22 protein-coding genes are annotated in these 26,742 nt (G+C 70.5%); 14 read left to right on the top strand and 8 right to left on the bottom strand.

Features of this window, described 5'->3' with window-relative positions; all coding sequences use genetic code 11:
- Window positions 1-3: 3 nt before the first annotated feature.
- The 8 genes from WMF12_RS27170 (at window position 4) to WMF12_RS27135 (ending at window position 7,809) form a co-directional block, all read left to right on the top strand.
- Complete coding sequence (locus WMF12_RS27170) at window positions 4-1,101, top strand: PfkB family carbohydrate kinase (RefSeq protein WP_437850139.1); 1,098 nt, start codon at window positions 4-6, stop codon at window positions 1,099-1,101.
- Complete coding sequence (locus WMF12_RS27165; protein WP_437850138.1) at window positions 1,098-1,739, top strand: bifunctional 4-hydroxy-2-oxoglutarate aldolase/2-dehydro-3-deoxy-phosphogluconate aldolase; 642 nt, start codon at window positions 1,098-1,100, stop codon at window positions 1,737-1,739. Before WMF12_RS27170 ends, WMF12_RS27165 begins: the two co-directional genes overlap by 4 nt.
- A gap of 179 nt (window positions 1,740-1,918) precedes the next feature.
- Window positions 1,919-3,379 (top strand): hypothetical protein, encoded by a 1,461-nt coding sequence (locus WMF12_RS27160; RefSeq protein WP_437850136.1) that lies wholly within the window; start codon window positions 1,919-1,921, stop codon window positions 3,377-3,379.
- A gap of 224 nt (window positions 3,380-3,603) precedes the next feature.
- The gene (locus tag WMF12_RS27155) at window positions 3,604-4,380 is read left to right on the top strand and encodes a mobilization protein (protein WP_437850135.1); all 777 of its coding nucleotides are present in this window, start codon (window positions 3,604-3,606) and stop codon (window positions 4,378-4,380) included.
- 205 nt (window positions 4,381-4,585) lie between these two features.
- Complete coding sequence (gene coaA, locus WMF12_RS27150) at window positions 4,586-5,515, top strand: type I pantothenate kinase (RefSeq protein WP_437739586.1); 930 nt, start codon at window positions 4,586-4,588, stop codon at window positions 5,513-5,515.
- A 119-nt stretch (window positions 5,516-5,634) separates the two neighbouring features.
- Window positions 5,635-6,489 (top strand): hypothetical protein, encoded by an 855-nt coding sequence (locus tag WMF12_RS27145; RefSeq protein WP_437850133.1) that lies wholly within the window; start codon window positions 5,635-5,637, stop codon window positions 6,487-6,489.
- 237 nt (window positions 6,490-6,726) lie between these two features.
- Complete coding sequence (locus WMF12_RS27140; RefSeq protein WP_437850132.1) at window positions 6,727-7,176, top strand: hypothetical protein; 450 nt, start codon at window positions 6,727-6,729, stop codon at window positions 7,174-7,176.
- Window positions 7,177-7,221: 45 nt separating this feature from the next.
- The gene (locus WMF12_RS27135; protein ID WP_437850130.1) at window positions 7,222-7,809 is read left to right on the top strand and encodes a hypothetical protein; all 588 of its coding nucleotides are present in this window, start codon (window positions 7,222-7,224) and stop codon (window positions 7,807-7,809) included.
- A 63-nt stretch (window positions 7,810-7,872) separates the two neighbouring features.
- Here the strand turns inward: WMF12_RS27135 and WMF12_RS27130 are convergent, their stop codons facing one another.
- A complete protein-coding gene (locus tag WMF12_RS27130) occupies window positions 7,873-8,955 on the bottom strand; it encodes an AraC family transcriptional regulator (protein WP_437850128.1) in 1,083 nt (360 codons plus the stop codon).
- Window positions 8,956-9,262: 307 nt separating this feature from the next.
- On the opposite strand from WMF12_RS27130, the gene dauA reads away from it, so the two are divergent.
- Window positions 9,263-11,053 (top strand): C4-dicarboxylic acid transporter DauA, encoded by a 1,791-nt coding sequence (gene dauA / locus WMF12_RS27125; RefSeq protein ID WP_437850126.1) that lies wholly within the window; start codon window positions 9,263-9,265, stop codon window positions 11,051-11,053.
- Between the two features lie 79 nt (window positions 11,054-11,132).
- Here dauA and WMF12_RS27120 read toward each other — a convergent pair whose 3' ends face one another.
- Both WMF12_RS27120 and WMF12_RS27115 read right to left on the bottom strand, forming a co-directional pair.
- On the bottom strand, window positions 11,133-12,398 hold the full coding sequence (locus WMF12_RS27120; protein ID WP_437850124.1) for an RNA polymerase sigma factor: 1,266 nt from the start codon (window positions 12,396-12,398) through the stop codon (window positions 11,133-11,135).
- Window positions 12,398-12,790, bottom strand: coding sequence for a YciI family protein (locus WMF12_RS27115; RefSeq protein WP_437850123.1), 393 nt, complete (start codon window positions 12,788-12,790; stop codon window positions 12,398-12,400). The genes WMF12_RS27120 and WMF12_RS27115 overlap by 1 nt, the downstream gene beginning before the upstream one ends.
- A 511-nt stretch (window positions 12,791-13,301) precedes the next feature.
- On the opposite strand from WMF12_RS27115, the gene WMF12_RS27110 reads away from it, so the two are divergent.
- On the top strand, window positions 13,302-14,234 hold the full coding sequence (locus WMF12_RS27110) for a DUF2935 domain-containing protein (RefSeq protein ID WP_437850121.1): 933 nt from the start codon (window positions 13,302-13,304) through the stop codon (window positions 14,232-14,234).
- 156 nt (window positions 14,235-14,390) lie between these two features.
- Window positions 14,391-14,756, top strand: a complete 366-nt coding sequence (locus tag WMF12_RS27105) for a DUF4180 domain-containing protein (RefSeq protein ID WP_437739577.1) — start codon at window positions 14,391-14,393, stop codon at window positions 14,754-14,756.
- Window positions 14,757-14,847: 91 nt separating this feature from the next.
- On the opposite strand, the gene WMF12_RS27100 is transcribed toward WMF12_RS27105, so the two are convergent.
- Both WMF12_RS27100 and WMF12_RS27095 read right to left on the bottom strand, forming a co-directional pair.
- Window positions 14,848-15,066: a hypothetical protein gene (locus WMF12_RS27100; RefSeq protein ID WP_437850120.1), complete on the bottom strand. Its 219-nt coding sequence runs from the start codon at window positions 15,064-15,066 to the stop codon at window positions 14,848-14,850.
- A gap of 158 nt (window positions 15,067-15,224) precedes the next feature.
- Window positions 15,225-15,491, bottom strand: a complete 267-nt coding sequence (locus WMF12_RS27095) for a DUF6289 family protein (RefSeq protein ID WP_437850119.1) — start codon at window positions 15,489-15,491, stop codon at window positions 15,225-15,227.
- A 366-nt stretch (window positions 15,492-15,857) separates the two neighbouring features.
- Here WMF12_RS27095 and WMF12_RS27090 point away from each other — a divergent pair, with 366 nt between their 5' ends.
- Window positions 15,858-19,769, top strand: a complete 3,912-nt coding sequence (locus tag WMF12_RS27090) for an ATP-binding protein (RefSeq protein WP_437850117.1) — start codon at window positions 15,858-15,860, stop codon at window positions 19,767-19,769.
- A 49-nt stretch (window positions 19,770-19,818) separates the two neighbouring features.
- On the opposite strand, the gene WMF12_RS27085 is transcribed toward WMF12_RS27090, so the two are convergent.
- The 3 genes from WMF12_RS27085 to WMF12_RS27075 all read right to left on the bottom strand — a co-directional run bounded on the left by WMF12_RS27085 (window position 19,819) and on the right by WMF12_RS27075 (window position 21,886).
- Window positions 19,819-20,322 carry an SRPBCC family protein gene (locus WMF12_RS27085; protein WP_437739573.1) on the bottom strand — a complete coding sequence of 168 codons (504 nt, stop codon included), beginning with the start codon at window positions 20,320-20,322 and terminating at the stop codon, window positions 19,819-19,821.
- 33 nt (window positions 20,323-20,355) lie between these two features.
- Window positions 20,356-20,772: a VOC family protein gene (locus WMF12_RS27080; RefSeq protein WP_437850115.1), complete on the bottom strand. Its 417-nt coding sequence runs from the start codon at window positions 20,770-20,772 to the stop codon at window positions 20,356-20,358.
- A gap of 163 nt (window positions 20,773-20,935) precedes the next feature.
- Window positions 20,936-21,886, bottom strand: coding sequence for a sigma-70 family RNA polymerase sigma factor (locus WMF12_RS27075; protein WP_437850114.1), 951 nt, complete (start codon window positions 21,884-21,886; stop codon window positions 20,936-20,938).
- 296 nt (window positions 21,887-22,182) lie between these two features.
- On the opposite strand from WMF12_RS27075, the gene WMF12_RS27070 reads away from it, so the two are divergent.
- Both WMF12_RS27070 and WMF12_RS27065 read left to right on the top strand, forming a co-directional pair.
- Window positions 22,183-23,961 carry a serine/threonine protein kinase gene (locus WMF12_RS27070; protein WP_437850113.1) on the top strand — a complete coding sequence of 593 codons (1,779 nt, stop codon included), beginning with the start codon at window positions 22,183-22,185 and terminating at the stop codon, window positions 23,959-23,961.
- A 531-nt stretch (window positions 23,962-24,492) separates the two neighbouring features.
- Entirely contained in the window at window positions 24,493-26,724 is a 2,232-nt protein-coding gene (locus tag WMF12_RS27065; protein ID WP_437850112.1) for a penicillin-binding protein 1A, read from the top strand.
- Window positions 26,725-26,742 lie beyond the last annotated feature (18 nt).

Raw genomic sequence — 26,742 nt, 5'->3', positions numbered from 1 at the left:
TCCATGTCCTTCACGCTCCGTGATCCTTCCACCTGCCGCTGGGATCTCGTGTCCCTCGGCGAGGTCATGCTGCGCCTCGATCCCGGCGACGGGCGGATCTCCACCGCCCGCAGCTTCCACGCCTGGGAGGGAGGCGGCGAGTACAACGTCGCCCGCGGCCTGCGCCGCTGTTTCCGGCTCAGATCGGCCATCGTGACCGCCCTCGCGGACAACCCCGTCGGCCGCCTGCTCGAGGATCTCATGATGCAGGGCGGCGTGGATCTCACGCACGTTCGCTGGGCGACGCACGACGGCGTGGGGCGCCTCGTGCGCAACGGCCTGAACTTCACCGAGCGGGGCTTCGGCATTCGCGGGGCGGTCGGCCTCTCGGACCGTGGCCACACGGCCGCGTCTCAGCTGAAGCCCGGCGAGATCGACTGGGATACGATCTTCGGCGCCGAGGGCGCGCGGTGGTTCCATACCGGCGGTATCTTCGCCGCGCTCTCGGAGACCACGCCTTCCGTGGCGAAGGAGGCGATGGAGGCGGCCAGGCGGCACGGCGTCGTCGTCTCCTACGATCTCAACTACCGTCCGTCGCTCTGGAAGTCGATCGGTGGTCAGGCCCGCGCGCAGGAGGTCAATCGAGCGCTCGCGCCGTACGTCGATGTGATGCTGGGCAACGAGGAGGATTTCACGGCTGCCCTGGGCTTCGAGGTCGAGGGCGTCGACGAGGGGCACGCCAACCTGCGCGTCGGCGCGTTCGAGAGCATGATCGAGCGCGTCATCTCGGTGTTTCCGAACATCCGGGCGGTGGCGACGACGCTCCGTGTGGCGACCTCGGCGACGCGCAACGACTGGAGCGCGGTGCTCTACCAGGGCGGCCAGCTCTACAAGGCGCCCGAGCGCAAGGACCTGGAGATCTTCGATCGCGTGGGCGGCGGCGACTCGTTCGCCTCGGGGCTCATCTACGGCTTCCTGATGGGCAAGGGGTCGCAGTGGGCGGTCGATTGCGGCGCGGCGCACGGGGCGCTCGCGATGACGACGCCCGGCGACACGACGATGGCGACCCTCGACGAGGTGCTCAAGGCGATGAAGATGGGCACGGCCCGGGTGGACCGATGAACAAGCAATCCGTGCTCGAGTGGATCGCGCGCGGGCGCATCGTCCCTGTGGTGCGCGCCGGCTCGGCCGACGAGGCGCTGCAGGCGGTCGAGGCCCTCCTCGAGGGGGGGATCGACGTGCTCGAGATCACGATGACCGTGCCCGGCGCGGTCGAGGTCGTGCGCGAGGTCGCCGCGCGCCACGGCGATCGGGCGCTCGTGGGCGCCGGGACGGTGCTCGACGCCCGCGCCGCCGAGGCGTGCGTCGACGCCGGGGCGCGCTTCGTGGTCAGCCCCGCGCTCGACGAGGCGACGGTGAGGGCGTGCGTCGCGATGAACGTCGTCCACGCTCCCGGCGCGCTCACGCCCACCGAGGTCGTGGCGGCGCACCGGGCGGGCGGAGATGTCGTGAAGGTGTTCCCCTGCGACGCCCTCGGCGGCGCCTCGTACCTCAAATCGCTCAAGGCGCCTCTGCCCCATATCCCGCTCATGCCCACGGGCGGCGTGACGCTGCAGAACGTGGGCACCTTCTTCGCGGCGGGCGCGGTGGCGGTCGGCGTCGGCAGCAACCTCGTGGATCTCAAGCTCCTGCGCGACGGGCGGCGCGACGAGCTCGTCGCCCGCGCCCGCGCGTTCTGCGACGCGGGCCGCGCATCTTGAGGAAGCGTGCCGGCGGCGCAAGCGCCGTTCGCCGCCTCGACGCCGGCTGATCCGCCGGGGAGGCGGCTGCGGCGCCCGGGCCGCGATCCGCGCGGCGCGACGTGAAGCTTTGTTGAACTCACCATTTGCGGCGTTTGCAGGGGATTCCCGGCGCCATGGATAACCCAGGGGCTTCGAACATGAATCAATCGAAGGTTGCGAACCTAGTCGGTGCGTCGATTTTCTTCGTGGCGGCGGTCGCGCACGCCCAGACTCCCCCGCCGGCGCCGGACGCGGCCGCTCCGCAGGCCGCTGCGCCGGCCACGCCGGCGGACGCGCAGGCGCCGGCCACGCCGCCTGCGGACGTGGCTGCTCCGGCGGCGCCGCCGGCGGAGGCCGTCAAGCCGGCCTCCAAGGATCCGGTTCCCGTCACCGCCAAGTGGAAGGCCACGATCTACGGGATGGCGGAGTTCGACATCATGCACGACTCCACCCAGAGCTTCGGGGAGTCGGTCGGGGCCACGGTGATCCAGCGCGAGGACACCTACGCCGGCTCGCACGGCCGCACGCACTTCACGACGCGGAACTCCAGGTTCGGCGTCAAGGTGACCGCGCCCGAGGTGTCCGGGATCAAGACCACGGCCATGCTGGAGCTCGACTTCTTCGGCAATCAGCCGCCCACCGTCTCCGAGGCCTCGCTGGTGAGCAGCGGCACCTTCCGTTTGCGTCAGGCCAACATCAAGGTCGAAACGGACTACGTCGACCTGTTGATTGGACAGGGCTATCACCTGTTCGGGTGGCAGCCGTACTTCTTCCCGGCCACGACGTCCTTCTTCCCGGTGATGAACCAGGTGTTCGGGCGGATGCCGCAGCTGCGCGTCGGCCACAACTTCAAGTCGGACGCCGCCAACGTGGAGCTCGCCGCTGCCGTCCTCAAGCCGCCGCAGCGCGACTCCGAGGTGCCTGACATGCAGGCGGGGTTGCGCGTCGGCTTCAACGGCTGGAAGGGGATCCACACGCTCGGTGCTGCCGGGATGCTGCACGACCCGCTGACGCTCGGCGTCTCGGGCATTTTCCGCAAGTTCAGGGTCAACGAGCACACCGCGGCCCCGGTCGAGTCGAGCTCGGCCAACGGCTACGGGATCTCCGTCGATGCGCTGCTCCCGATCATCCCGGCCAAGTCGCTGGAGGAATCCGGCAACGCGCTGACATTGACCGGCTCGTTCTTCACGGGCACGGGCATCTCGGACGTGGTCGGCGTGGCGAGCAACGTGCCGCACCCGGCGCTCCCTGACGCTGGAGCGACCTATACGCCGAACATCGACAACGGCCTCGCGGTGTACGACGCGAACAACAACCTGAAGACGATCGGCTGGACGGGGTTCATGGTCGGGCTCCAGTACTATCTGCCCCCCTCGGGGCGCTTCTCCGTCTCCGGCAACTACACCCAGGGCTCGAACGACCGGGTGACCGAGGAGAACGGCTACGGCGCGCTCCGCACGGCCTACCACAAGTCGCGCTACATCGACGGCAACCTGTTCGCCGACATCACGCCGGCCATCCGCGCGGGCCTCTCGTTCCAGTACTCGGAGCAGACCTTCGCGGACGACGTGACCGCGACCAACGAGCGCATCAAGCTGTCCCTCTACAGCTTCTTCTGAGCGACGGCGGTGGGCGACCCGGGTCGCGTTTGAGCCGCACGCTCTCGCGCGACGCCTTCGCGAGCCAGGTCGCGGAGGCAGTGCTCGCGCTGCTCGACCCCGATCGCGTCGCCTCGACGTCGCGCCACCGGCGCATAGCGACGCCGGAACGCCATTTGCTACGAATGGCTTGACTTCCGCGACATGGTGGCCGAAGGGGGAGGTGCATGAGTACTGTACATTTTGTGGGCGGCGAGAAAGGTGGCGTCGGCAAGAGCGTGGTCGCTCGACTGCTGGCGCAGCTATTCATCGACCGAGCGCTTCCGTTCGCGGCACTCGATGCGGATCTGTCGCATGGCGCGCTCCGCCGATACTACGCGGACTACACGCAGCGCGTGGATCTCGATCAGCTCGATAGCGCCGATCAGATCCTGGACAGCGCGCTCGGAGGCGATCGCGTGGTGCTCGTCGACCTGCCTGCGCAGAGCCATCGGGCTCTCGAGCGCTGGATCGAGTCGACCGACGTCCTCAACTACGCGCGGGAAATGGGCGTCCAGCTCGTGTCCTGGCACGTCACCGACGGCGGCTTCGATTCGGTGTCCCACCTCGAGCGGGTCCTCGCGGCGCCGGGCGACGGGCTGCAGCATATCGTGGTGAAGAACCAAGGTCGCTCGAGGGACTTCAGCCAGCTCGACGCGTCACCCGCGTACCAACGCCTCCTCGAACGCGGCGGGCAAATCGTGACATTGCCCGAGCTCGACTCGTCGGTGATGTACAAGATCGACCGTTTCGGTTCGAGCTTCTGGGCCGCCATCAACACGAGCGAGGGGCCGCAAGCGCTGTCCGTCCTGGAGCGTCGCCGCGCCAAGCTCTGGTTGGAACGCGCGCAGGCTGCGCTGGAGGCAGCGGGCAACTGGCGGCCAGCGACGGAACGCGCATCTGCCGTGGTCGTGCCGCAACATCCCGAGTCGGCGCAACAGCAGCTCGAATCGGCCGCGAGCAACGAACGGGTCGCGACCTGACCAAGGCGCCGGGGGCGCTTGATCAGGGCCTTGTGGGTGAGCCGCCCCCGTGGTCTCGGGTCGACCCCTGGCCTCGGCCCGGCCGCGCGGGAGCGCGCCTCGGCGCTCGCCGCCGACGAAGCGTCGCGCCACGGGCCCCTTGCTCCCGCTCGCGAGATTGCTTCGGATGGCACGCTCGGAAGCGTACCATCGGCTCCGACCCATCATGGACGCCGCCACCACGACGTACGAGATCTTCGCCGCTGCGCAGTGGGGTTGCCTGCGCGCGGCCACGCCGCTCACCCTCACCGAGGCCGACCTCGTGGTCTTGCGGGGCCTCAATGATCGGCTCTCGCTCGACGAGGTCGCGACGATTTACTTGCCGCTCTCGAGGCTGCTCAACCTGCACGTAGGCGCGGCACAGCAGCTCCGCCGCGTGAAGGACACCTTCCTTGGCCGCCCCATCGCGCGGCGGCCTTTCGTGATCGGCATTGCCGGGTCGGTCGCGGTGGGCAAGAGCACGACCGCGCGCGTGCTGCAAGCGCTGCTCGCGCGATGGCCTGACCACCCGCGGGTGGACCTGGTGACCACCGACGGCTTCCTGTACCCCAACGCGGTGCTCGCCTCGCGCGGCGGCCTGCACCGCAAGGGGTTTCCCGAGAGCTACGATCTCGGGCGGCTGGTGAAGTTCCTCGCCGACCTCGAGGCGGGCGTCGAAGCGATCGACGTGCCGGTCTACTCGCACGCCACCTACGACGTGATCGCCGGGAAGGTGCAGACCGTGAGGCAGCCCGACGTCGTGATCCTCGAGGGCCTGAACGTGCTGCAGGGCGCCGACCGTGCCGCGGCGATCGCCGTCAGCGACTTCTTCGACATCGGGATCTATGTCCACGCGGACGAGGCCGACATCGAGCGCTGGTACATCGAGCGCTTCTTCGCGCTGCGGGCCACGGCGTTTCGTGACCCCTCCTCGTATTTCCACCGTTATGCGGCGATGGGGGACGACGAGGCGCGCGCCTTCGCGTTGCAGGTCTGGCGCACGATCAACGGTCCCAACCTGACCGAGAACATCCTGCCGACGCGGGCACGCGCCGACGTCGTGCTGGAGAAGGGGCCCGACCACGCCGTGCGCGCCGTGTGGCTCCGCCGGCTCTGATATAGAGGTTCACGGCCGGCGCAGAGCGCCTGTCGTGTCCAGGTCCACGCGCTTTCCGTCGGTGGCGTCTTGACACCGCTGTCGACGACGACGGCCGTGAACTGTTGTATGCTGCTGTCATGGAATGGAAAGAGAGCTGTCGCTCCCGCCTCCGCGAGCACGTCGACCAGCACGGCGACATCGCTCCTCCATGGGAGCGCTTCCCCGACTACGAGCGCTACACGCTCGGCTGGCGAATGGGCTCCGGTGAAGACTGGTTGGGGATGTGGGGCGTCTTTCTCGAACAGCTCGCGCCGGACCGCGATACACGCATCGCCTACCTGCGACGCCACCCTCCCGCGCCGATCACCTGGGCAGAGGCCGTTCACAAGGTCTTGCACCCGACGGATGAACGGGCAGATGACGAGGGCGGCGACGAGGAGGACGGCGACGACGAGGACCCGATCGCGGCGGCCTCGCGTCGATCGGCGCTCCTGGAGCAGGGGCTCATCGCGGTCGACGTCTCCTTCACCATATGGCTCAGCCAGCAGGACGGCGTGCGTTGGCCGTGGGAATCGTACGAGACGCCCGAGAAGGCGGCCCGCTACAACACCCGCGAACTCTGGTTCTGGTCGCGCCAGGTCGCCGAGCTCCGGAGAGGCAACGGGTGGATGCCTCCCGCCGTACCGGAGGGTTGGCGAGCGTGCGCGACCGCGCTCGCGAGCGGCGACGCAGATCCGATCGAGCCTCGCGACGGGCTCCTTTCGCTGGCTCGACTGCTCTGCGCCGGGGACGTCAAGGCGCCCTGGCAGCTCGGCTTGGAGCTCGCCGACTTCGCCGATTCGTTTGAGGACGACATGGGTTATGTCGACGCGTTTCGCTTGTGGGGAATGTCCGCCTTCGACGACGCCCACCAGCTGCGTCGCTACCTTGAGGCCACCCGAGTACCGCCGGGCTGGGAGGCCTGGATCGCGGAACAATTCCCGGTGGATTGAGCGGCGGAACCGGTCTGGCCGACTCGACCTGGGTCAGCCGACGCAACCTGGGTCGGGTGGCCACACCGGCCGACGCAACCTGGGTCAGGTCGCCTTCTGGGCCGGGTGGGCGCCCAACCTGGGTCGGGTGGGCGCCCAACCTGGGTCGGGTCGGCGGCCGGCGGCGTGGCCGAGCGGGCCAACAACTTGGCCGTACGGGCAAAGGCTGGCGCCAGCCGCGGCGCGTAGCTTCCCGGCATGCTGCTCGCCGCTCATCGCACCTCGCGCTTCCTCCAGACCCGCGCCCTCGTGGCCGCTGCCCTGCTGGTCGGGCTCGTGGCCGCCGGCGGCTCGCTCGTCTTCCACGCCGCTGCGCATCCTGGGACGCACGCTGACCGGAACGTCGCGGGAGACGCGCCGCCCGGCAGCCCGCTCGGCGACCTATCGAGATCCCTCGGCGACCTCGCGCCCGTGGTCGGCATCGTCGAGGAGCGGCTCGCGGCAGGGAGTTACACCTACCTCGCCGTGCGGCCGGACGGCGGCAGCCCGATGTGGGCCGTGACCCTCGGCAGCGGACAGCCGGTGGGCGCGCGCGTCTCGGTCAGGAGCTTCGGCCGGCGCACGGAGTTCACGTCTCGCCGCCTGCAGCGGACCTTCCCCGTTCTCGTCTTCGGCGTGGTCTCGCCCGCGCGCGCGGACGAGCGCTGATTCGCACCCGACAACATCACCTTCTTTCCTGTCATGAGGTCCACCATGTCTCGAATTGACTTTTCCCTCTCTCGCGTCGCGCTTGTCCCGCTCCTCGTCGCGGTCGCCGCCTTCGTCCCGGCGTGCGGCGCGGACGACGGGACACCGAGCAACACGAGCGGCGGCTCGGGCACACAGACCGCCGCCTCCGAGTTCACGTGCACAGATGACGATCTGCAGAGCGCGCCGTTCGGCGGGCCCGGGTTCGCGGACGGCGCCCTCACGGGCGCCGCGCAGGACTCCTATGTCGTCTCGTCGACCCTGCTCTGGATGAAGCCCGACGAGGCGGCGCAGCGGAGGTTCGGCGAGCTGATGGGGCCCATCCTCGCCCAGCTGCCCGCGCAGGAAGGGCTGATCGGCTTCACGCTCGGAACGTCGGCGAAGTGCGGCTATGCGAGGACCATCACGGTGTGGAAGGACGAGGAGGCGATGGGGAAGTTCGTGATGTCGGACGCCCACCTCTCGGCGATGAGCGCGGCGAGCGCGGTCAGCGTCCACGGCGTCGTGACCCAGTGGACCGTCGGCGCGGGTGATCTCCCGATGTCGTGGGAAGCGGCGAGAGAGAAGGTCGCCGCCGCCGAGATATCGTACTGAGACCGGGCGCGCTGGACGGCCGCGGCCCGAGGCCCCGGGCCAGGCGGGCCATCGCCCCGGCGGTCAGCCGTCGTCCGCCGCGCGGTCCACGCCCGCTGCGGCGCGGCGCCCCGGGGCGCCGCGCGCCTCCTCACGGAACCGGCCGGGCGTGCTCCCGGACCAGCGCTTGAAGGCCCGCGCGAAGGCCGTCACCTCCGAGAACCCCAGCAGAAAGGCGATCTCCGACATCGACGTGTCGCTCTCGCGGAGCAGCTCCTCGGCGGTCTGACGGCGCACCCCGCCGACGATCTGCCGCAGCGTCGTCCCCTCGTCCTCGAGGTGCCGCCGCAGCGTGCGCTCGCTCGTCCCGAGCCGCCGCGCGACGGCGGTCGCCGACGGCTCGCCCGAGGCGAGGAGGTGCGCGATGACGTCACGCACCCTATCGGACATGGCCGACGCGTCGGCGACGCGACGGCGGCGCAGCTCCTCCGCGTGCTGGTGGAAGAACGCGCTCAGGGCCGGGTTCGCGTCGCGAGGCACGAGGTCCAGCAACGACGGCGGGAAGGCAAAGCCATCGCGGGGCGCGTCGAACTCGACAGGGCAGCGGAAGAAGTCCCGGTGCGCGGCGAGATCGCGCGGCGCGGCGTGGCGGAAGTTGACCCGGAGCGGCGAGAACTCGACGCCAGCGCACTGGCGGAAGCAACGGAGGTGCACCGCCAGGCTGCACTCGGTCGCGACGCGCGCGCCGAGCGTGAAGCGGGGCCAGCGGTGCAGCTCCGCGAACGGAGCGTCCCGGTCCGTCGTGTAGTCGATCACCCAGCGTGGTGTATCCGCCAGGAGCACCATATAGCGCTCGACACGGTCGAGCGACTCACGGGCGCTCGCGCTCGTCATGACCGCGAAGCCCATGACGTGCATCTCCTCCATGCGCGTCCGCGCGGCGAGGCGGATGGGCGCCCCGGGATCGTCGAGCGCGCGTACCACGTGCGCCCACAGGGCGTCGAACGACGTCACCGGTATGCGGCTGTCCGCGTCGGTCAGCGACTCGCCGGAGACGCCGGCGACCTCGAGAAGATCGCTGTGGCGGAGGCCGCGAGAGGCGGCATACGAGATCACCCGGCCGGCGATGGCCGTGGACACCGTGGGCCGCGACGGGGAAGACGGCATGCCCGAGCGAGTCTATCACCCGCCGTGGACCGCGAGACGAACGGGGTGAGCGGGGTGAGCACTGCGCTCGCCGAGCGCCCGTGATACGGCACGACGGCGACGGGCTCGATGACCGCGTCAAGTTGTCGTCATAGCCGGCACACAAGAAATTCATGGCGACGATTCGTCGTTAACCCGGTTCGAGCCCGCGCTCCGCCATCAAACGGCGCGCATCGAGCGACCAACAGAGGACATCGTCGCGTGGCACCGATGTTGCTCAGTATCCGATGTTGCTCGACATCCACGAGCATTCGATGGAGGTATGACGATGTCGTTCAGATCCGAGCGCGTCGCTGCGATCGACCGGCCGGGCCAGGGCCGCGAAGCGCCCCGGCCGCCCACCTCGCAGCCTGCTCCGGCGCGGCATCGGATCCCGGTGGCGTCGGCGCTCCGGCGCTGCCTTGGCAAGGGGTACGGCCTCGGGGATCTCCAGGCCGACCTCCTGGCAGGCACCGTCGTCGGCGTCGTGGCGCTCCCGCTCTCGATGGCTCTCGCGATCGCGGTGGGGGTTCCTCCTCAGCACGGGCTGTACACGGCGATCGTGGCCGGCGCGCTGGTGGCGCTGCTGGGCGGCTGCAAGTTCCAGGTCACCGGCCCGACGGCGGCCTTCGTGGTGATCCTCGCGCCCATCGTGGCGGAGCACGGGCTGTCCGGGCTGATGACGGCGGGGCTCCTGGCCGGCGTGCTGCTCGTGATCATGGGGCTCGTGCGGCTCGGCCGGCTCATTGAATACATCCCGTATCCGGTGACCACGGGCTTCACCGCCGGGATCGCCACCGTGATCGCGACGCTCCAGGTGAAGGACGTCCTGGGCCTAGAGGCCGGGCCGCTCCCGGAGCACTACACCGCCAAGGTGGCGGCCTTGTGGGCCGCGCGCGGGACGGCCGACCTCTTCGAGCTCGCCGTCGCCGCCTCGACGCTCGCCCTGCTCTTGCTCGTCCCCCGCGTCATCAAGAAGGTGCCGGCGCCCCTCATCGCCATCACCGTCGTGTCGCTCGCCGCGGTGGCCGTCGACGCGGTTTACCCTGCGTTCTCCGTGGCGACGATCGGCAGCCGCTTTCGCTCCACGGCCTTCGGCGTGGAGATCGCCGGGATCCCGTCGATCCTCCCGACGCCCTCGCTGCCGTGGGGCGATGGGCTCTCGCTCGAGCTCGTGAGGGAGCTGCTCCCCGCCGCCTTCGCGATCGCCATGCTCGGCGCCATCGAATCGCTGCTGTCGGCGGTCATCGCCGACGGCATGACAGGGACCAAGCACGATCCGGACTCCGAGCTCATCGGCCTCGGTATCGGGAACATCGTTGCGCCGATCTTCGGCGGTATCGCGGCGACCGGAGCGCTCGCGCGGACGGCCACGAACATCCGGGCTGGCGCGCGCTCTCCGATCGCGTCCGTGACCCACGCCGTGGTCGTCCTCCTGTCGATCCTCGTCTTCGCCCCGCTCGTGGCCTACGTCCCCATGGCGTCGCTGGCGGCGCTGCTGCTGCTCGTCGCGTGGAACATGTCCGAGCTCCACCATTTCATCCGTATCGTGAGGCTCGCGCCGAGGAGCGATGTGTTCGTACTCCTGACCTGTTATGGGCTCACCGTCATCCTGGACATGGTGATCGCCGTGTCGGCCGGCGTGATCCTCGCCGCCATCCTCTTCATGCGCCGGATGGCCGAGCTGACAGGGAGCCGGACGGTGCTCGAGGCCGCCGGCGGATCGAGCGAAGTCGAGCTCCCGAGGCGGGTCGCCCTCTACGAGATCAACGGCCCGCTGTTCTTCGGCGCCGCCCAGAAGGCGATGGCGGCGCTGCACGCCATCCGCGGGGACAGCTACGAGGTGATGATCCTCGACCTCGGCAAGGTGCCGTTCATCGACAGCACGGGGTTCGTCGCGCTCGAGAACGCGCTCGACGGGCTCGCGCGGCGCCAGAAGGCGGTGATCCTCGCCGGTCCGTTGCCCAGGCCGCGCGAGATCTTCGACAAGGCGCGCCTCCAGGAGCGGTCGCAGCGCGTGTACGTCGCGGAGGATCTGGCGGCGGCGCTCCGCCTCGCCGGCGAGCTGGTGAACGGCTGAGCGCTCGCTGCCGGCAGGTCCGCGGTACCGCTCCTCTCTCGCCGGACATCTCTGCGGCCTCTGCGCGCCGCGCGGCTCGCTACTTCAGCGCGTCGCTCAGCCGGGCCGCCTGCGTCGCCAGGTAGTTCTGCTCCGGGATGCTCGTCGTGCGGCTGGCCGCGCGCCTGTAGTGCGCGATCGCCGCCTCGTGCTCGCCGGCCCGCTCCAGGAGGTGCGCGCGGGCGGCGTCGAGTCGGTGATGACCCGAGAGGCGCGCGTCGGCGTCGAGCGCGTTCAGCAGATCGAGCCCCGCCCGAGGGCCGTGCACCATGGCCGTCGCGATCGCGTGGCTGAGCGCCACCATCGGGTTGTCGGACATCCGCATCAGCACGCCGTACAGCGCCAGGATCTGCGGCCAGTCCGTGTCCTCGGCCCGCGCTGCCTCGTCGTGCACCGCCGCGATCGCGGCTTGCAGCTGGTAGGCGCCGATCGAGCCCCTGGTGGACAGCGCCCCCGTGACGAGCGCGACGCCCTCGGCGATCGCGCGCTGATCCCACAGGCGCCGATCCTGCTCCGCGAGCGGGATCAGCTCGCCCAGAGGCCCGGTCCGCGCCGCCCGCCGCGCGTCCGTCAGGAGCATGAGCGCGAGGAGGCCCGCGACCTCGCCGTCGTCCGGGAGGAGCGCGTGCACGGCGCGCGTCAGGCGGATCGCCTCGCCCGACAGATCGTCGCGGTGCAGCGCGGGGCCGGAGCTCGAGGTGTAACCCTCGTTGAAGATCAGGTAGAGCACGTGCAGGACGGCGCCGAGGCGCGCTGTGCGCGCCTCGGGCGTCGGCCGCTCGAACGGCACGCCGGACGCCTTGATGCTCTGCTTCGCCCGGCTGATCCGCTGCGCCATGGTCGCCTCCGGGACCAGGAACGCCCGTGCGATCTCGGCCGTCGTCAGGCCGCCGACGGCGCGCAGGGTCAGCGCGATCGCGGACGGCGCGGAGAGCGCGGGGTGGCAGCACATGAACAGCAAGGTGAGCGTGTCGTCCTCGAGCGCCGCCTCGTCGCTGTCGGCGGCGAGGGCGATCTGCAGCTCGGGCGGCACGAGGCTGACCACGATCGCCTCGCGGCGGCGGCGCGCCGCCTCGCTCCGGACGTGATCGGCGATGCGCCGCGACGCCACGTGGATCAGCCACGCGCGCGGCTCGTCAGGCACGCCCTCGCGCGGCCACTGCGTGGCCGCCGCGATCAGCGCCTCCTGGACCGCGTCCTCCGCGGCGCCGAAATCTCGGAATCGCCGCATGACGGCGCCGAGCACCTGCGGCGCGAGATCACGCAGCAGGCGCTCGGCCGTGGCGCCCTGGGACGGAGAGGTCACTAGAGATCGCTGGGCGGCGCGCTCATCACCTCTCGCACCTCGATCCCCATGTTGAGCGGCGCGCCGCCGGGGCCGGGCGCGGCGGACGCTTGCGCGGCGATCTCGTACGCGCGCTCGGGGCTCTCGACGTCCACGATCCAGTACCCGGCGAGGAACTCCTTGGTCTCCGGGAACACCCCGTCGGTCATCGGCGTGCCGTCCTTGCCAGCGCGCACGAGCTTGGCCTGGTCGGGCCCCGCCAGGCCCTCGGCCGCCACGAGCTCGCCCGACGCGCTGAGCTTCCTGTGGAAGCTCTTCATGAACGCGATGTGCGCCTGGAAGTCCTTCTGCTGCCAGTTGGCGACCTGGTACGGCCCCGCGCACGGGGTGTTCATCATCAGGATGTACTTCATGATCGGCTCCTTCTCTTCGCTGTCGCCCCGGGATCGGGCGCGCGTTCGTGGGGTTGTCGGAGCCGAGGGCGGGTCCTCGACATCCCGGGCGACGATAGCGAAGAAATCCGAACCCCGACACAAGGGACGGCCGCGTGTGGGCGCATGTGCGTCTGCGGCGCCAGCGGCAGGTGTGCAGGTAGGTCGTCGCGAGCGTGTGTCCTCCGCGGCGCGATGTGCTCTGTGGTCGCAGGTAGTCGGTAGAGGAGGGGGAGTGTGCGCCGTCTTCGCAGGTCGCCGATCGCAGGGCGGCCCATCACGGGCGGATTCCGCGGATGACGTCCGGCGCGCCCCCACGCGACCTCTCTGCTGACGAAGCGCTCGGGCGTGGTGATTCCGCGCGTCGCCGGCCGTCGTGATCGGTGAGGCGCGCGCCGGCGGACCGCCCTGCGAGTCGACTCTTTGGCTCAGGCGCGGGACATGCACCCTCGCGCTCCGATTCTCACGGATGCATGAACCTGGAGGAGCGTCGATGGAGAAGCGTGTTCCGCAAGGGAAACTTGGACGCCGGCAATTCGCCGGCGGCGCGATGGCCACCGCGGGGGTCTCGCTGCTCGCAACACCGAGCCTCGCGCTGCCCGACAAGAGCTACGCGGTCTGCGAGTCGATCGGGCCCCTCGCCCTCCCGGCAGGGGCCGCCTACACGCCCGGCATCTCGGTCGACCGGCGCTCGAGGAAGCCGGTCTTCCTGCCCGGGCCGGGCGCCGGCTATGCAGCGCACGCCGTCTCGGAGGTCCTCTTCTGGACGGACCAGCTGATGGAACATGCGTTGTTCATCACGCTGCTCATGCCCGGCGATCACCTCCGCGGGCCTCGGGACGAGGCGCGGCAGTACCAGAACCTCTTCGCCAGGCACTTCCTCGCGGCGCGCGACCGGGGGTATGGCGATTACGGGATCTCCTCGCTCCTCGCCTCGACGCGGTCGAGCGTCCAGCGCTTCATCGAGTACAAGCGCCGCATGCAGCGCGCGCAGGAGAGCGGCTCGCTCCGGAGCCTCGTCTGGCCGCTCTTCTTCGACCACATCGCGCGGGAGGCCGAGCGCTTCGTCGCCCGGCTCGATCGGCTCGCGTACGGCGACATCTCGCTCCAGAGCGACGAGGTCTCGGCGTTCTGGACGACGATCATGGCGGATCACCTCGAGTTCATCGCGCACCTGCTCGACCCGCAGGAGCGCGCGCTCATCGATCAGGCGACCGCGCGCGCCGGGCAGCTGTACCAGGCGCACGCGTTCCGCGTCGACAACGCGCAGCTCGCGACGATGGCCGACGAGGTCATCGACTTCAAGTCGGCCGCGGAGCAGGGCATCGAGACGGGACAGATCAAGAGCATCATCGATCCCGCGCTCGCCGATCACGTGCTCCGCGAGGCGGTGAGGTTCTCCGACGAGGTCAGGCGCGCCCAGTGACGCCCTGGGCGTCGCGTGGCGGGGGCGAGCCCGGCCCCTCCTCCTGCTCGCCGCGCGATGCCTGTACAGCGGCCGCCCGCCGGGATTACCCTGGTCGCGGGTCGAGCGGAGCTCTCCGCCGAGCCCGCGGCGCAGAGGCCGTGTCGGAGGGATGCCATGGATCTGACGGTGGTCGACGAGGGCGGTGTGCAGTTCGTGGAAGGGCCGCCGGACCACGGGCTCATGGAGAGCGTTCGCGACGTCGACCGGGTGATCGAGGCCTGTTTCTCGGGCGGCGTGCGGTGTGCGCTCCTCCACCCGGCGAACCTGACGGCGGCCTTCTTCGACCTCAGCTCAGGGGAGGCCGGGGAGATCCTGCAGAAGCTGAGAAACTACTGGATCCGGCTCGCGGTGGTGTGCCCTCCGGGGGCCGCTGATTTCAGCAGCCGGTTCGGGGAGATGGTGGCCGAGGAGCGCCGCGGCCAGCATTTCGGCGTGTTCGAGACGCGTCACGCCGCGGTCGAGTGGCTCGGCCAGACGTAGCCATGGCGGCCTGGCCGACAGCGCATTGGGCGCCGTCGCCGCCTCCGGCGCAGGCAGACCTCGAGCTCGATCGCTCACCACGCACGCGGGATCACCGGCCGCGGTCGAGGAAGTCCATCAGCCAGGCCATGGCCGGCCGCATCGTGCCGTCCGGGTGCATGAGGCCCGTGTTGTCTAGCCAGGTAGAACCGACGATGTAACCGTAGAAGGTGATGCCTTTGACGGCGCTCTGGTTGTAGAGCATCGTGAACTGCTCCTCCATCACCCTGCGCTGCTCGTCGTCGTCCGCGAGGTCGCCGACCTGAAGCATCCCCCCCCCGAATTTCGGGAAAATTCACAGGGAGGCGGGGAGACGGGGAGAAAAATCCAACCAATCTCCCCGCCTCCCTGTTCAATTCCTCTCGCAAGCTGAACGATCGTGGCCGGCGATCGCCATCGAGCCGGCCGCGCGTCACCGGGGCGCCTCTCTCAGCGCGGAGGCGGGGTGCAGGTGAAGCACCCGCCGCACTCGTAGTGCTGCGTCGTGGCGCCCCACGCGATCCGGTTGTTGCAGCAGTCGCGGCCGTACTGGCCGACGACGGTGGTGTAGCTCTCGTCGCTGTAAAAGGTGCAGTTTCCCCCGGGCGCCGCCGCGCTCGAAGGGACCAGCAGGGCAGTGGTGCCCAACATCGCTGCGCCTGCCGTCAGGGCAGCGAAGAAGTAACGAACGCGGGCAGCAGGGCTGAGACGACGCATGGACGCTCCTCTTGCAATGGGGGCCTGTTTCGGCCTCCGAAGCTATGCGAGACAGCTTAGACCGCTTGCTCGGCTCGAGCAAGCGCTCCGGCCGGAGTGGCCTTTGCGGAGTTCTGCAAAGTTTCATTCGGCGGTGGGAGGCGGCGAGCTCGTGAGCGCGGTTCACGAAGGCAAAAGAGGCATCCTGCTCCGAGGCCGGTGGAGTGATTGCGGTGTCAAGGAAATTCAGTCGCCCCGATCGGGCTGGGCCGGCGTATCGACGCGGTACGTATCGAGAGGGTCGTTGAGACGAGCAGGCGACCGTACCCGGCGTGGCGGCGCCGAGGATGGCTGGACTCGGCCGTGGTAGAAAAGCAGGTGTCCCCCATGACGAGACAGCGCACCGGCCAGCGCGACCGCGTCGAGGAGCGGACCGGCGTGGGGCGCGTCGAGGAAGCGAGCGCCGGGGCTGGGCCGGATCCGGCCTTCGGCGCCCTCGCGGGCGGCGGCGAGATGGGGGCGCTGATACGCTCGATCGACTGGTCGCAGACGGCGCTGGGCCCGGTCGAGGCGTGGCCCCAGTCGCTGCGGACGGCGCTGTCCATCCTGCTCTCGTCCGAACACCCCATGTTCCTCTGGTGGGGTCGGGAGCTCATTCAGTTTTACAACGACGCCTACCGCCCGATCCTCGGATCCACGAAGCACCCGGCCGCCATGGGCCAGGCGGGCCGCGAGTGCTGGCAGGAGATCTGGGAGATCATCGAGCCGATGATCGAGAAGGTCTTCGCGGGAGGGGCCACCTACGTCCGCGATGGCCTGCTCGTCCTCGATCGGCACGGATTCATGGAGGAGTGCTACTTCAGCTACGGTCAGAGCCCCATCCGGGACGAGAGCGGCGCTGTCGCGGGTATCCTCGTCGCGTGCTCCGAGAGCACAGGGTACATCCTTGGACAGCGACGGCTGCAGGTCCTCGGGGCGCTGGCGGCGAGAGCGGCTGACGCCAGGAGCGTTCAGGACGTCTGTCGGGTGATGACGGAGACCCTGGCAGAGGCCGGGCGCGACGTGCCTTTTGCCCTGATCTATCTCGTGGACGACGACGGCGCGCCCGCCCGACTCGCAGGGACCGTCGGGCTCGACCCGAGCCACGCGGCGGCGCCGGCGGCGGTGGAGCTCGGCGCGGCGGCCGGCGCGGTGTGGCCGCTGCACCGCGCGCTGCGCGGGGACGTGGAGGTGGCTCTATCGGAGCTGCCCGCGCGCGTCGGCCCCCTTCCGGGAGGCCCATGGCCGGACGCCCCTCGCCAGGCGGTGGTGCTGCCGCTCCCCCGCGCCGGCGCTGGAGGCCGCCCGGCCGGATTCCTCGTCGCGGGCGCCAGCCCCCGGCTGGTGCTGGACGACGATTACCGCCGCTTCCTGCGGCTCCTGGCCGGCCATGGCGCGGCGGCCCTGCAGAACGCCCGGGCCAGCGAGGAGGAGCGGCGCAGGCTGGACGCGCTCGCCGAGCTCGACCGCGCCAAGACGGTGTTCTTCAGCAACATCAGCCACGAATTCCGCACGCCGCTCACGCTGATCCTGGGCCCCGTCGAGGACGGCCTCTCGGACGCCGAGCACCCCTTGCCCGCGGCGCAGCGCGACCGCCTCGCGATCATCTACCGCAACAGCCTCCGGCTCCTCCGGCTCGTCAACACGCTGCTCGACTTCTCGCGCATCGAGGCGGGCCGCATCCGGGCCAGCTACCAGCCCACCGATCTCGGCTCCTTCACCGCGGAGCTCGCGAGCTCGTTCCGCTCGCTCATGGATCGGGCCGGCCTCGCCCTCACGGTGGAGTGCCCGCCCCTCTCCGAGCCGGCCTACGTCGACCGCGAGCTCTGGGAGAAGATCGTGCTCAACCTCATCTCGAACGCCTTCAAGTTCACCTTCTCGGGGGGCGTCCGGGTGACGCTGGAGGAGACCGGGGGGCGGACCGTCCTGTCGGTCGAGGACACGGGCACCGGCATTCCGGAGGAGGAGCTGCCGCGCGTGTTCGATCGGTTCTACCGCGTCGAGGGGGTCAGGGGCCGCAGCTACGAGGGCAGCGGCATCGGCCTCGCGCTGGTGCGAGAGCTCGCGAAGCTTCACGGCGGCAGCGTCGCCGTGGAGAGCCGCCTCGGCGCGGGCAGCCGCTTCTCGGTCGCGATCCCGCTCGGGAAGGCGCACCTGCCCGCGGATCGCATCGACCTCGCCCCGGCGCCGGCCGCGGAGGGGTGCGGCGCGGCGCCCTTCCTCGACGAGGCCGCGCAGTGGGAACGCGACGTGCCAGCGCCGGATGCCGTGCCGGCGGAGGAGCGCCCGGCCCCGAAGCAGCCGGGGCGCATCCTCGTCGCGGACGACAACGCGGACATGCGCGATTACGTGCAGCGGCTGCTCCTCGCCGAGCGGTGGACGGTGGAGGCCGTGGCCGACGGTCAGGCCGCGCTGGAGAGCGCCCGCGCCCACGTCCCCGACCTCGTGCTCACCGACGTAATGATGCCGCGGCTCGACGGCTTCGGCCTGCTCAAGGCGCTGCGGGCCGACGAGCGCACCCGCGGTGTCGCCGTGATGATGCTCTCCGCGCGCGCGGGCGAGGAGGTGCGCCTCGACAGCCTCGGGGCCGGCGCCGACGACTTCCTCGTGAAGCCGTTCTCCGCGAGGGAGCTCCTCGCGCGGGTCCGCATCCACGTGGAGCTCGCGCGCCGGCGGCGGGAAGCCGAGGGGCAGCGCCAGTACCTGAACGACCTCTTCATGCAGGCCCCGGGGCCCATCGCGATCCTCCGCGGGCCGGAGCACGTCTTCGAGGTGGTCAATCCGCTCTACCAGCAGCTCGTCGGCGGACGAGCGCGCGTGGGGAAGCCCATCCTGGCCGCCCTGCCCGAGCTCGAGGGGCAATCCATCCCGGACCTCCTGGATACCGTGATCCGCACCGGCGAGCCCTTCGTGGGAAAGGAGCTCGCCGTGCGGCTCGATCGCAAGGGCAATGGCACGACGGAGGAGTGCTTCTTCAACGTCGTCTACCAGCCGATGCGCGACCGCGACGGTGCCGTGGAGGGCATCTTCGTGTTCGCCTTCGAGGTGACCGATCAGGTGAGCGCCCGCCGGCGCGTGGAGGCGCTCGTCGAGGCGCTGAGGCTCGCCGATCAGCGCAAGGACGAGTTCCTCGCGATGCTCGCGCACGAGCTCCGCAACCCCCTGGCCGCCATCAGCCTGTCGCTCACGCTGCTCGGCGATCTGGCGGGCGAGGCGCCCAGGTCGGCGCGCTACCGCGAGATCGCCCGGCGGCAGGTGGGCAACCTCGTGCGCCTGGTGGACGATCTCCTCGACGTGTCGCGCATCACGCGCGGCACGGTCGAGCTGCGCCTGGAGGACGTCGATCTCGCGGCGGCGGTGCGGAACGCCGCCGCCGCGGTGAGCCCGGCCGTAGAGGCGCGGCGCCACGCGCTCTCGGTCGAGGTCGGGCCGGGGGACTTCGGCATGCGGGCCGACGCCACGCGGCTGGAGCAGGTGGTCACGAACCTCCTGACGAACGCCGCGAAGTACACGCCGCCGGAGGGAGCCATCTCGGTGCGGCTGACCCGCGAGGCGGCGGGCGCCGCGCCCGAGGCCGTGCTGCGGGTGCGCGACACGGGCCGCGGCATCCCGGCGGCGATGCTCGAGAGGGTGTTCGATCTCTTCACGCAGGTCGATCAGACCATCGACCGCGGCACGGGCGGGCTGGGCCTCGGGCTCACGCTGGTGCGGCGGCTGGTGGAGATGCACGGCGGCAGCGTCGTCGCGGAGAGCGCCGGACCGGGCCAGGGCAGCGAGTTCATCGTGCGCCTTCCGCTCGGCCGGGGCGCGGCGCCGCCGCTCGCGCCCGGGGCGGCGCTCCCGCTCGCGCCCGGCGCCGAGCCGCCCGCCGCCCCGCCGCCGGCGGAGACCGCCGAGCGGCGCCGGGTGCTCGTCGTGGAGGACGTGGAGGACGTGCGCCGGGTGATGAGCGAGTTCATCGAGGCGCTGGGGCACGAGGTGACGGTGGCGGTGGACGGGCCGGACGGCGTGACGAAGCTCCTGGAGCTGCGCCCCGAGGTGGCCTTCATCGACATCGGCTTGCCGGGCATCGATGGCCACGAGGTCGCCCGCCGGGCGCGGGCCGCGCCCGGGGGCGGCGCGCTCTACCTGGTGGCGATCTCGGGCTACGGTGGACCCGAGGACCAGGCCAGGTCGAGGCAGGCCGGCTTCGACCTGCACCTCACGAAGCCCGTGGGCGGCGCGACGCTGCGTCAGGTGCTCGCCGAGCGGCGCGCGTGAGCGAGCGCGCGCCGGCAGGGCCGCGCCCGCTCGCCGCCGGCCGGTCAGCTCATCGCTGCTGCAGCTGCGCGACCAGATCTTCGAGGCGGTCGTAGCTGAGGCCCGCGCCCTTGGGCATCCCGGACGCGAGGACCATGTCGCGCACTTCCGTCGACGGATAGCGCACGGTGGCCGTGAGCCGCGTCTTTGTGCCCTCTTCCGTGTAGGTCGCCGTCACCACCGAGACGGTGTCCGGGAACTGCTCGAAGATCTCGGTGAACACGAGCCGGCTCGGCGGCGTGATCTCCTGGTTCTCGCCGTGGAAGGCGGCCTCGCCGCCCGGGTGGCGGTTCACGAAGCGCCACTTGCCGCCCGGCCGGAGGTCCATCTCGCAGACGGGCACCGAGTAGCCCTCGCCCAGACAGCCCCACCACCGCTTGATGTGCTCGGGCCTCGTCATCGCCTCGAACACGAGGTGCCTCGGCGCGTCGAACAGGCGCGTCATGCGGACCTCGTCCGCCGACGGCGTCGTGACCTGGAAGCTATCGCTGTTCGCTGTTTGGCTCTCGACCATGGCTCTCCTCCTTCTCCTTCGTCGAGGCGCCGGCTACGACTGGATCGCCGCGGGGTCCATCCAGACGACCTCCCAGTGGTGACCATCGACGTCGTAGAAGCTCCAGCCGTACATGAAGCCGTGATCCTGCGGATCCATGGCGTGCGACCCGCCCGCCGCGATCGCCTTCTTCACGATCTCATCGACCTCGGCCCGGCTGCTGCACGAGAGCGCGAACATCCCCTCCGTGTGCGTGCTCGTGTTGCAGATCTCCCGCTTCGTGAAACCCTTGAAGAACGGCTCTGTGAGGAGCATCACGAAGGCTTCCTGGCTGACGATCATGCAGGCGGCGTTGTTGTCCGTGAACTGCGGGTTGAACTCGAAGCCGAGCTTCGCGAAGAACTCCATCGACCGCTTCAGGTCGCGGACGGCCAGGTTGACGAAGATCTTGCGAGCGCTGTTCGTTGTCATGGTCCTCTTCTCCTGTTCGAGCATGGATGCCGGGTGATGCCGGCCACGATCGCGGCCACGGGGGCCGTCGTGCCGGAGTTCACCCCATAGACCCGGGCGCCCGCTGGGACTCATCGGTCGACCGGAAAAAAGATCGCCGCCCCGATCCGGCCGGGCGCGGGGGCTACGCGGGGAGCTCGAGAGGCAGGCCGAACCGCGGGAAGATCGTCTCGGTGTCGAGGAAGGACGTCATGCTGGCGATCCGGTCCCCCGCGAGATCGAGCACGATGAGCGCCCAGGCCCGGTGGCCGCCCTCCGGCGCCGGGCGGTACTGGGCGAACGCCGGCGAGCCGCAGGCGGCCGTCGGCACGAGCCGCGACCCGCGGCAGCCCGCGCCCCGGCCCAGCAGCCACGCGCGGATGGCGTCGGGGCCGCGGAGCCAGAGGGTGAAAGGCGGCATCGACAGGGTCGCGTCCTCGTGCAGCAGCGCCGCGAGCCGGTCCACGTCGTACTGCTCGAAGGCGGTGACGTAGCGGTCGAGCAAGGTGGACTGCGGCTCCGGCAGCGTGGCGCGCACGTCGCCGAGATCGCGGCTCGCGAGCGTCGCCCGCGCGCGCTGGAGCGCGCTGTTGATCGCGGCGACCGAGGTGCTGAGGCTGTCGGCGACCTCCGCGGCGGACCACCCGAGCACCTCCGTGAGCAGGAGCGCGGCGCGCTGCTTCGGCGGCAGGTGCTGGAGCGCCGCGACGAACGCGAGGCGGATGCTCTGGCGGAGCACCACCCGCTCCGCGGCGTCGATGTCCGCCGGGAGGGCGTGCGCGTCGGGGACGGGCTCCAGCCAGTGCGTGCGCGGGCGCGTCTGGAGCTCGTCGTCCACGGTGCCGACCGGGCCTTCCTCGATGGGGCGCGCCCGGCGCGCGCGATCGGCCCGCGCGTCGAGGCAGACGTTCGTCGCGATGCGGTACAGCCAGGTGCGCAGCGACGACCGCCCGTCGAACTTGTCGAGGCTCCGCCAGGCGCGCACCATGGTCTCCTGGACGGCGTCGTCGGCGTCGACCACGGAACCGAGCATCCTGTAGCAGTGCCCGGTGAGCGCCGCGCGGTGTTCCTCGAGCTGGTCCACGCTCCCCGACATCGCGGCGACGGTACCATCGGTTTTCGGGCGGATCCACGGTCACGCTCCCTCGCCGCGCGGCCCGCGCGGCGAGGGCAGGGCGCTGGTGTCGACTCGGGCACTTTTGTCGGCCTGGTCGGTCTGCGGCCGCGCTCGGCCGGCGACACACCCGGGACGGCACGCCGAGCGTCGCGCGGTCACGTCGACGTCGCGCGGTCACGACGCCACGGCCCATCGGCTAGGATGGGCGATGGTCAGGGCGGTGCTGGGTCGCCGCGAGGACTCCGTTCAGCAAATTAGCAACCCTGATACCGGATATGGACGACCAGGAACTGCAGCGCAGAGTTGGCACAGTATTGTGCGGGAAGTGGACGATCGAGCGGTTGTTGGGCTCGGGCGGCATGGCCGCTGTCTACGTCGGCGCGCACAAGATCGGGCGGCGAGATGCCATCAAGATCCTCCACCCCGAGATCGCGCGCATGCCCGAGCTGCGTGCGCGGTTCGATCAGGAAGCGCAAGCCGTCAATCGATTCGTCCATCCCGGCGCGGTGGAAATACGCGATATCGACACGACAGCGGACGGCTGCCCGTTCCTCGTCATGGAGCTGCTCGATGGTGAGTCGCTCGCCGGGTACGCCAGGCGCCTGGGCAGGATGGACATGGCCGAGCTGCTGGCCATGGTGGACGGGCTGCTGGACGTGCTGGCAGCGGCCCATGCGCACGGCATCATCCACCGCGACATCAAGCCGGACAACCTGTTCCGCCTCCGCGACGGGCGCATGAAAGTGCTCGACTTCGGCGTCGCCCGTGTCAGGCAGGCCGCGGCCGACTACGTTCGGACGCGCACAGGAACGACGCTCGGCACGGTCGCCTACATGCCACCGGAGCAAGTCAGAGGCGACGAGATCGATGCGCGTGCCGACCTGTTCGCGGTCGGAGCGACGATGTTTCGTCTGATCACGAAGCGGCGCATCCATGACGCGAGCTCTGACACCGATCTGGTCGTCAAGATGGCCACGCTGCCTGCGCCGCCGCTCGCGAGCGTCGCTCCGGAGACCCCGCAGTGGGTGTGTGCCGTCGTCGATCGCGCGCTCGCGTTCGACCGAGGCGAGCGCTACCCGAGCGCGACGGTCATGCAGCAGGACGTGCGCGCGGTCCTGGCCGGTCAACCGCCCGCTTTTGCTCTGCGGTTCGGCGCGGCCGGGGCCCCCGCGGCAGATCCGCTCAGCACCGCCACGACGGTGTGGATACCACAGGGGCTCGCCCCTTCATCGGCCGTCTCGGTGCGCGCCTCGGGCGCCGGTGGCCTGCATCCCGCCCCGCCGCCGGCAGGTGACATGGGGAGTGTCATCCGCGATGTCTCCGTCGTCAGCGTCCCGAATACGTCGAGCGCGCCGGGCGCCCCGGGCGCGCCGGGCGGCGGATCGGCCGTCGCTCCGGCTCGTGCCCCCGCACCGGCGGCATCGGCGTTCACCCAGGCGACGCAGTGGACGGCGACCACGGTACGTGGACGGAGGCTGCGATGGGCCGTGCTGGCGTTCCCGCTGCTCGCCGCAGGCGTGCTCGCCGCCGTGTATCTGCGTGCGGTGAACGTCGAGTCCGACGCGAAATCGCCGGGGGCGACCGGCGCGCAGCGACCGGCGGCCTCACCGCCCGCCAAGGTTCCCGGCGGCCCGGCGGCGGATCGCCTCCTGGCAAAGGCTCCGGATCCCGGCCCCGAGAAGAAGGGCGACACGAGAGCTCGCCTCCCTGGCTCACCGAGCCGCGGCCCCGAGGAAGGGCGCGGCGCGTCGCAGCGGGCCAGCTGTATGCTGACAAACGACTGCGATCACGTGTGCGATGAAGCTTGCCAGATTGCTTGTCAGGACGGGAGCGTCTGCGACATCGGAGCGCGCCGAGACGCGCTGGTCAACTGCATGGGATCGGGGATGCACAAGATCTGGTGCGAAGGCGATTGCTCGGTCAATTGCATGACGAGCGCTCCATGTTTGGTGTACTGCCCGCCTGGCTCCGATTGCGTCATCGGCACGTGTCTCGGGCAGATAGAAGCGTGTCCTGGCAACGTCATGGCATGCGGGGCCCCGTGCCCCGACTGATCGTCGCGTCGCGCTCGTGCGCTGCTCTCATGGCGTCTGCGAGGAGGGCGCCGCGGCACGCACGCTCAGCCCGCGCCGCGGAGGAGTTGGATGGATATGGACAGGTTCGGCCGTCGTGACGACCTCGCGTCCCCCGCGCAGCGCGGCGAGGATCCCCGCCGCGACGATGCGGAGGTGAAAGAGCCCGCGACACAGCTCTGGGTGCGCTCGCCGCAGGCCACCCCGCCGATCCCCGAAGAGAGGGCTGGCCAGGCCGGACCGGAGCGACAGACGCTGCCGTGGTCGCCGCCGCCCGGGGGCGGCGCCGCACGGTCGTCGCCGGCCGATGCCTCCGCCCAGCCGACCGTACAACGCGCGCTGCCGGCGCGACGGCTCGCGAGGGCCGCTGGTCGGATCGCATCGGCGCTAGGTGCTCTGGCGAGAGCGCTCGAGCGCGCCGTGGCGGTCCGCCGGGCGCGGGATCAAGGGCATCCGCGCTCGCGAAAAGTCCATTGGAGACGACGCTTGCGGCGATGGGCGTGGCGCATCGCGATGGCCGCTTCGACGCTGCTGGGCCTCGGTTTGCTGATGTTTGCGGGGCTCATCTGGTACTACGGCCACGACCTGCCGCGGACCTCGGAGCTGAGGAGCTATCATCCGCCGGAGGTCACGCGCATCCTCGCGCGCGACGGGACACCGCTCGCGGAGCTCTTCGTCGAGCGACGCACCGTCGTTCCGATCTCGGCGGTGCCGACGAGCATGAAGCTCGCCGTTCTGGCCGCGGAGGACGCGAACTTCTACAAGCACGAGGGGCTGAACTACCTCGGCATCCTGCGGGCGCTCCTCGTGAACCTGCGGTCCGCGCAGGCCCGCCAGGGAGGCAGCACGATCACCCAACAGGTGATCAAGAACGTGCTCCTCACGCCGGAGCGCACCTTCGCGCGCAAGATCCGTGAGCTCATCCTCGCGCGCCGCATCGAACAGGAGCTCACGAAGGACGAGATCCTGGAGCTCTATCTCAACGACATCTATTTCGGGCACGGGCGCTACGGCGTCGAGGAAGCCGCGCGGTACTACTTCGGGAAGAGCGTTCGAGACGTGCAGCTCGCCGAAGCGGCCCTGCTCGCAGGTCTGGTCAAGGGTCCCAGCGTCTACTCGCCGCGCGTGGATCTCGCCCGCGCCGAGGAGCGGCGCAGCTACGTGCTCCAGCAGCTGGGCGATAAAAAGTTCGTAGCCCGCGCCGACGTGGACGCCGCCGCTCGCCAGAAGATCGTCCTGGCCCCCCCGCCGGAACACGCTTCCGAGCTGGCGCCCGAGGTCGTCGCCGAGGTCGAGCGCGCGCTGGTCGCCGCGGTCGGCCCGCAGGCCAACCGTGGTGGGTACACCGTGACGACCACGATCGATCCGCAGCTGCAGAGGGCCGCGAGAGCGGCGGTGCGCAGCAATCTCGATGCGTACGCCGCGCGGCGCGGGCTCATCGCTCCGCTGAAGCGTGGCAAGGGAGATCCGGCCCCCTTCGAAGGAACGCCCACGCAGGGCAGCGAGCGCGTCTACCACGGCGTGGTCACGAAGGCCGACGACGCGGCAGGCACGCTCACCGTGCGCGTGGGTACGGCGCAAGGCGTCGTGAAGCTGGAGCGAGCGGCGCGCTACAATCCACGCAACCTGCCCCCGAGCCAGTTCGCCGAGATCGGCAAGGTCGTGCGCGTCACCTTTGCCGGCGGCGACCCGCGCAGCGGACGGCTGGAGCTCGCGCTCGGGCCCCAGAGCGCGCTCGTCGCCCTCGACGTCCGAACGGCCGAGGTGCTCGCGGTCGTCGGCGGCTACGACGCGGCGCGCGGCGCCCTCAACCGGGCAAGGTCGGCGCGCCGCCAGCCCGCCTCGACGTTCAAGCCGATCGTGTACAGCTACGGGATCCAGACGCGGGCATTCACCGCGGCCTCCATCCTCGAGACCCATCCGTCCGCGCTCGGAGGGAAATACAGGCCCGACAACTACGACGAGAGCGACGGACAGGCGCCGCGCCGGCTGCGCGAAGCGCTCGCCCAGAGCGTCAATGTCGCCGCGGTATGGGTCCTCGATCGGCTCGGCCCGGCCAAGGTCGCCGAGTGGGCGCAATCGCTCGGAGTCACGTCGAAGCTCGGCGCGGATCTGTCGTTGGCGCTCGGCGCTTACGAGGTGACGCCGTTCGAGATGGTCGGTGCGTTCAACGTGTTCGCCGCGGGCGGCACGTACCGTGATCCAGCGATCATTCGCAGCATCATCGGCCCGGGCGGCCAGCCGCTGCCGCTGCCCAGCGCGGCGCCAGCGCGCCGGGTGATGGGCGAAGCGGAGGCGTACATCATGACGAGCCTCCTGCGTTCCGTCGTCGACTCGGGGACAGCCAAGCGCGCGCGATCCATGAGCACACCGGTCGCGGGCAAGACGGGCACCTCGAACGCCGCGAAGGACGCGTGGTTCGTGGGCTACTCGACCGACATCGCGTGCGCCGTCTGGACGGGCTACGATGACGCCTCTCCGCTCGGCCCCGGCGAGACGGGCGGCGCGACCTCCCTGCCGGCCTTCATCGCGTTCATGCAGGACGCGCACAAGGCGAGACCGCGCACCGACTTCGCCGCGCCGGACGGGCTCGTGCGCGTGCTGATCGACGCCACGACCGGTCAACTCGCGCTGCCGGGCGCCGCGGGGGCGACCGAGGAGGTGTTCCTTGCAGGCACGGAGCCGGCGGCGTACGCCGAGCTTCCGTCGAGCGGCGAGGCTCCTCGCATCATGTGGCCATTTTGAGCCTCGGTCGGCTCGGGG

This window comes from Sorangium sp. So ce363, assembly GCF_051520435.1.
Taxonomy (GTDB): Bacteria; Myxococcota_A; Polyangia; order Polyangiales; family Polyangiaceae; genus Sorangium; species Sorangium cellulosum_B.
This window is presented reverse-complemented; position numbering and strand designations above follow the sequence as displayed.

What these genes read in the sequence shown, in the direction of transcription:
- WMF12_RS27085 (WP_437739573.1), bottom strand. Translation starts at nt 20,322, where the DNA reads ATGGTCGAGAGCCAAACAGCGAACAGCGATAGCTTCCAGGTCACGACG.
- WMF12_RS27075 (WP_437850114.1), bottom strand. Translation starts at nt 21,886, where the DNA reads ATGTCGGGGAGCGTGGACCAGCTCGAGGAACACCGCGCGGCGCTCACC.
- WMF12_RS27130 (WP_437850128.1), bottom strand. Translation starts at nt 8,955, where the DNA reads ATGCCGTCTTCCCCGTCGCGGCCCACGGTGTCCACGGCCATCGCCGGC.
- WMF12_RS27090 (WP_437850117.1), top strand. Translation starts at nt 15,858, where the DNA reads ATGACGAGACAGCGCACCGGCCAGCGCGACCGCGTCGAGGAGCGGACC.
- WMF12_RS27110 (WP_437850121.1), top strand. Translation starts at nt 13,302, where the DNA reads ATGGAGAAGCGTGTTCCGCAAGGGAAACTTGGACGCCGGCAATTCGCC.
- WMF12_RS27165 (WP_437850138.1), top strand. Translation starts at nt 1,098, where the DNA reads ATGAACAAGCAATCCGTGCTCGAGTGGATCGCGCGCGGGCGCATCGTC.
- WMF12_RS27115 (WP_437850123.1), bottom strand. Translation starts at nt 12,790, where the DNA reads ATGAAGTACATCCTGATGATGAACACCCCGTGCGCGGGGCCGTACCAG.
- WMF12_RS27070 (WP_437850113.1), top strand. Translation starts at nt 22,183, where the DNA reads ATGGACGACCAGGAACTGCAGCGCAGAGTTGGCACAGTATTGTGCGGG.
- coaA (WP_437739586.1), top strand. Translation starts at nt 4,586, where the DNA reads ATGGACGCCGCCACCACGACGTACGAGATCTTCGCCGCTGCGCAGTGG.
- WMF12_RS27095 (WP_437850119.1), bottom strand. Translation starts at nt 15,491, where the DNA reads ATGCGTCGTCTCAGCCCTGCTGCCCGCGTTCGTTACTTCTTCGCTGCC.
- WMF12_RS27140 (WP_437850132.1), top strand. Translation starts at nt 6,727, where the DNA reads ATGCTGCTCGCCGCTCATCGCACCTCGCGCTTCCTCCAGACCCGCGCC.
- WMF12_RS27135 (WP_437850130.1), top strand. Translation starts at nt 7,222, where the DNA reads ATGTCTCGAATTGACTTTTCCCTCTCTCGCGTCGCGCTTGTCCCGCTC.
- WMF12_RS27170 (WP_437850139.1), top strand. Translation starts at nt 4, where the DNA reads ATGTCCTTCACGCTCCGTGATCCTTCCACCTGCCGCTGGGATCTCGTG.
- WMF12_RS27160 (WP_437850136.1), top strand. Translation starts at nt 1,919, where the DNA reads ATGAATCAATCGAAGGTTGCGAACCTAGTCGGTGCGTCGATTTTCTTC.
- dauA (WP_437850126.1), top strand. Translation starts at nt 9,263, where the DNA reads ATGTCGTTCAGATCCGAGCGCGTCGCTGCGATCGACCGGCCGGGCCAG.
- WMF12_RS27145 (WP_437850133.1), top strand. Translation starts at nt 5,635, where the DNA reads ATGGAATGGAAAGAGAGCTGTCGCTCCCGCCTCCGCGAGCACGTCGAC.
- WMF12_RS27080 (WP_437850115.1), bottom strand. Translation starts at nt 20,772, where the DNA reads ATGACAACGAACAGCGCTCGCAAGATCTTCGTCAACCTGGCCGTCCGC.
- WMF12_RS27105 (WP_437739577.1), top strand. Translation starts at nt 14,391, where the DNA reads ATGGATCTGACGGTGGTCGACGAGGGCGGTGTGCAGTTCGTGGAAGGG.
- WMF12_RS27100 (WP_437850120.1), bottom strand. Translation starts at nt 15,066, where the DNA reads ATGCTTCAGGTCGGCGACCTCGCGGACGACGACGAGCAGCGCAGGGTG.
- WMF12_RS27065 (WP_437850112.1), top strand. Translation starts at nt 24,493, where the DNA reads ATGGCCGCTTCGACGCTGCTGGGCCTCGGTTTGCTGATGTTTGCGGGG.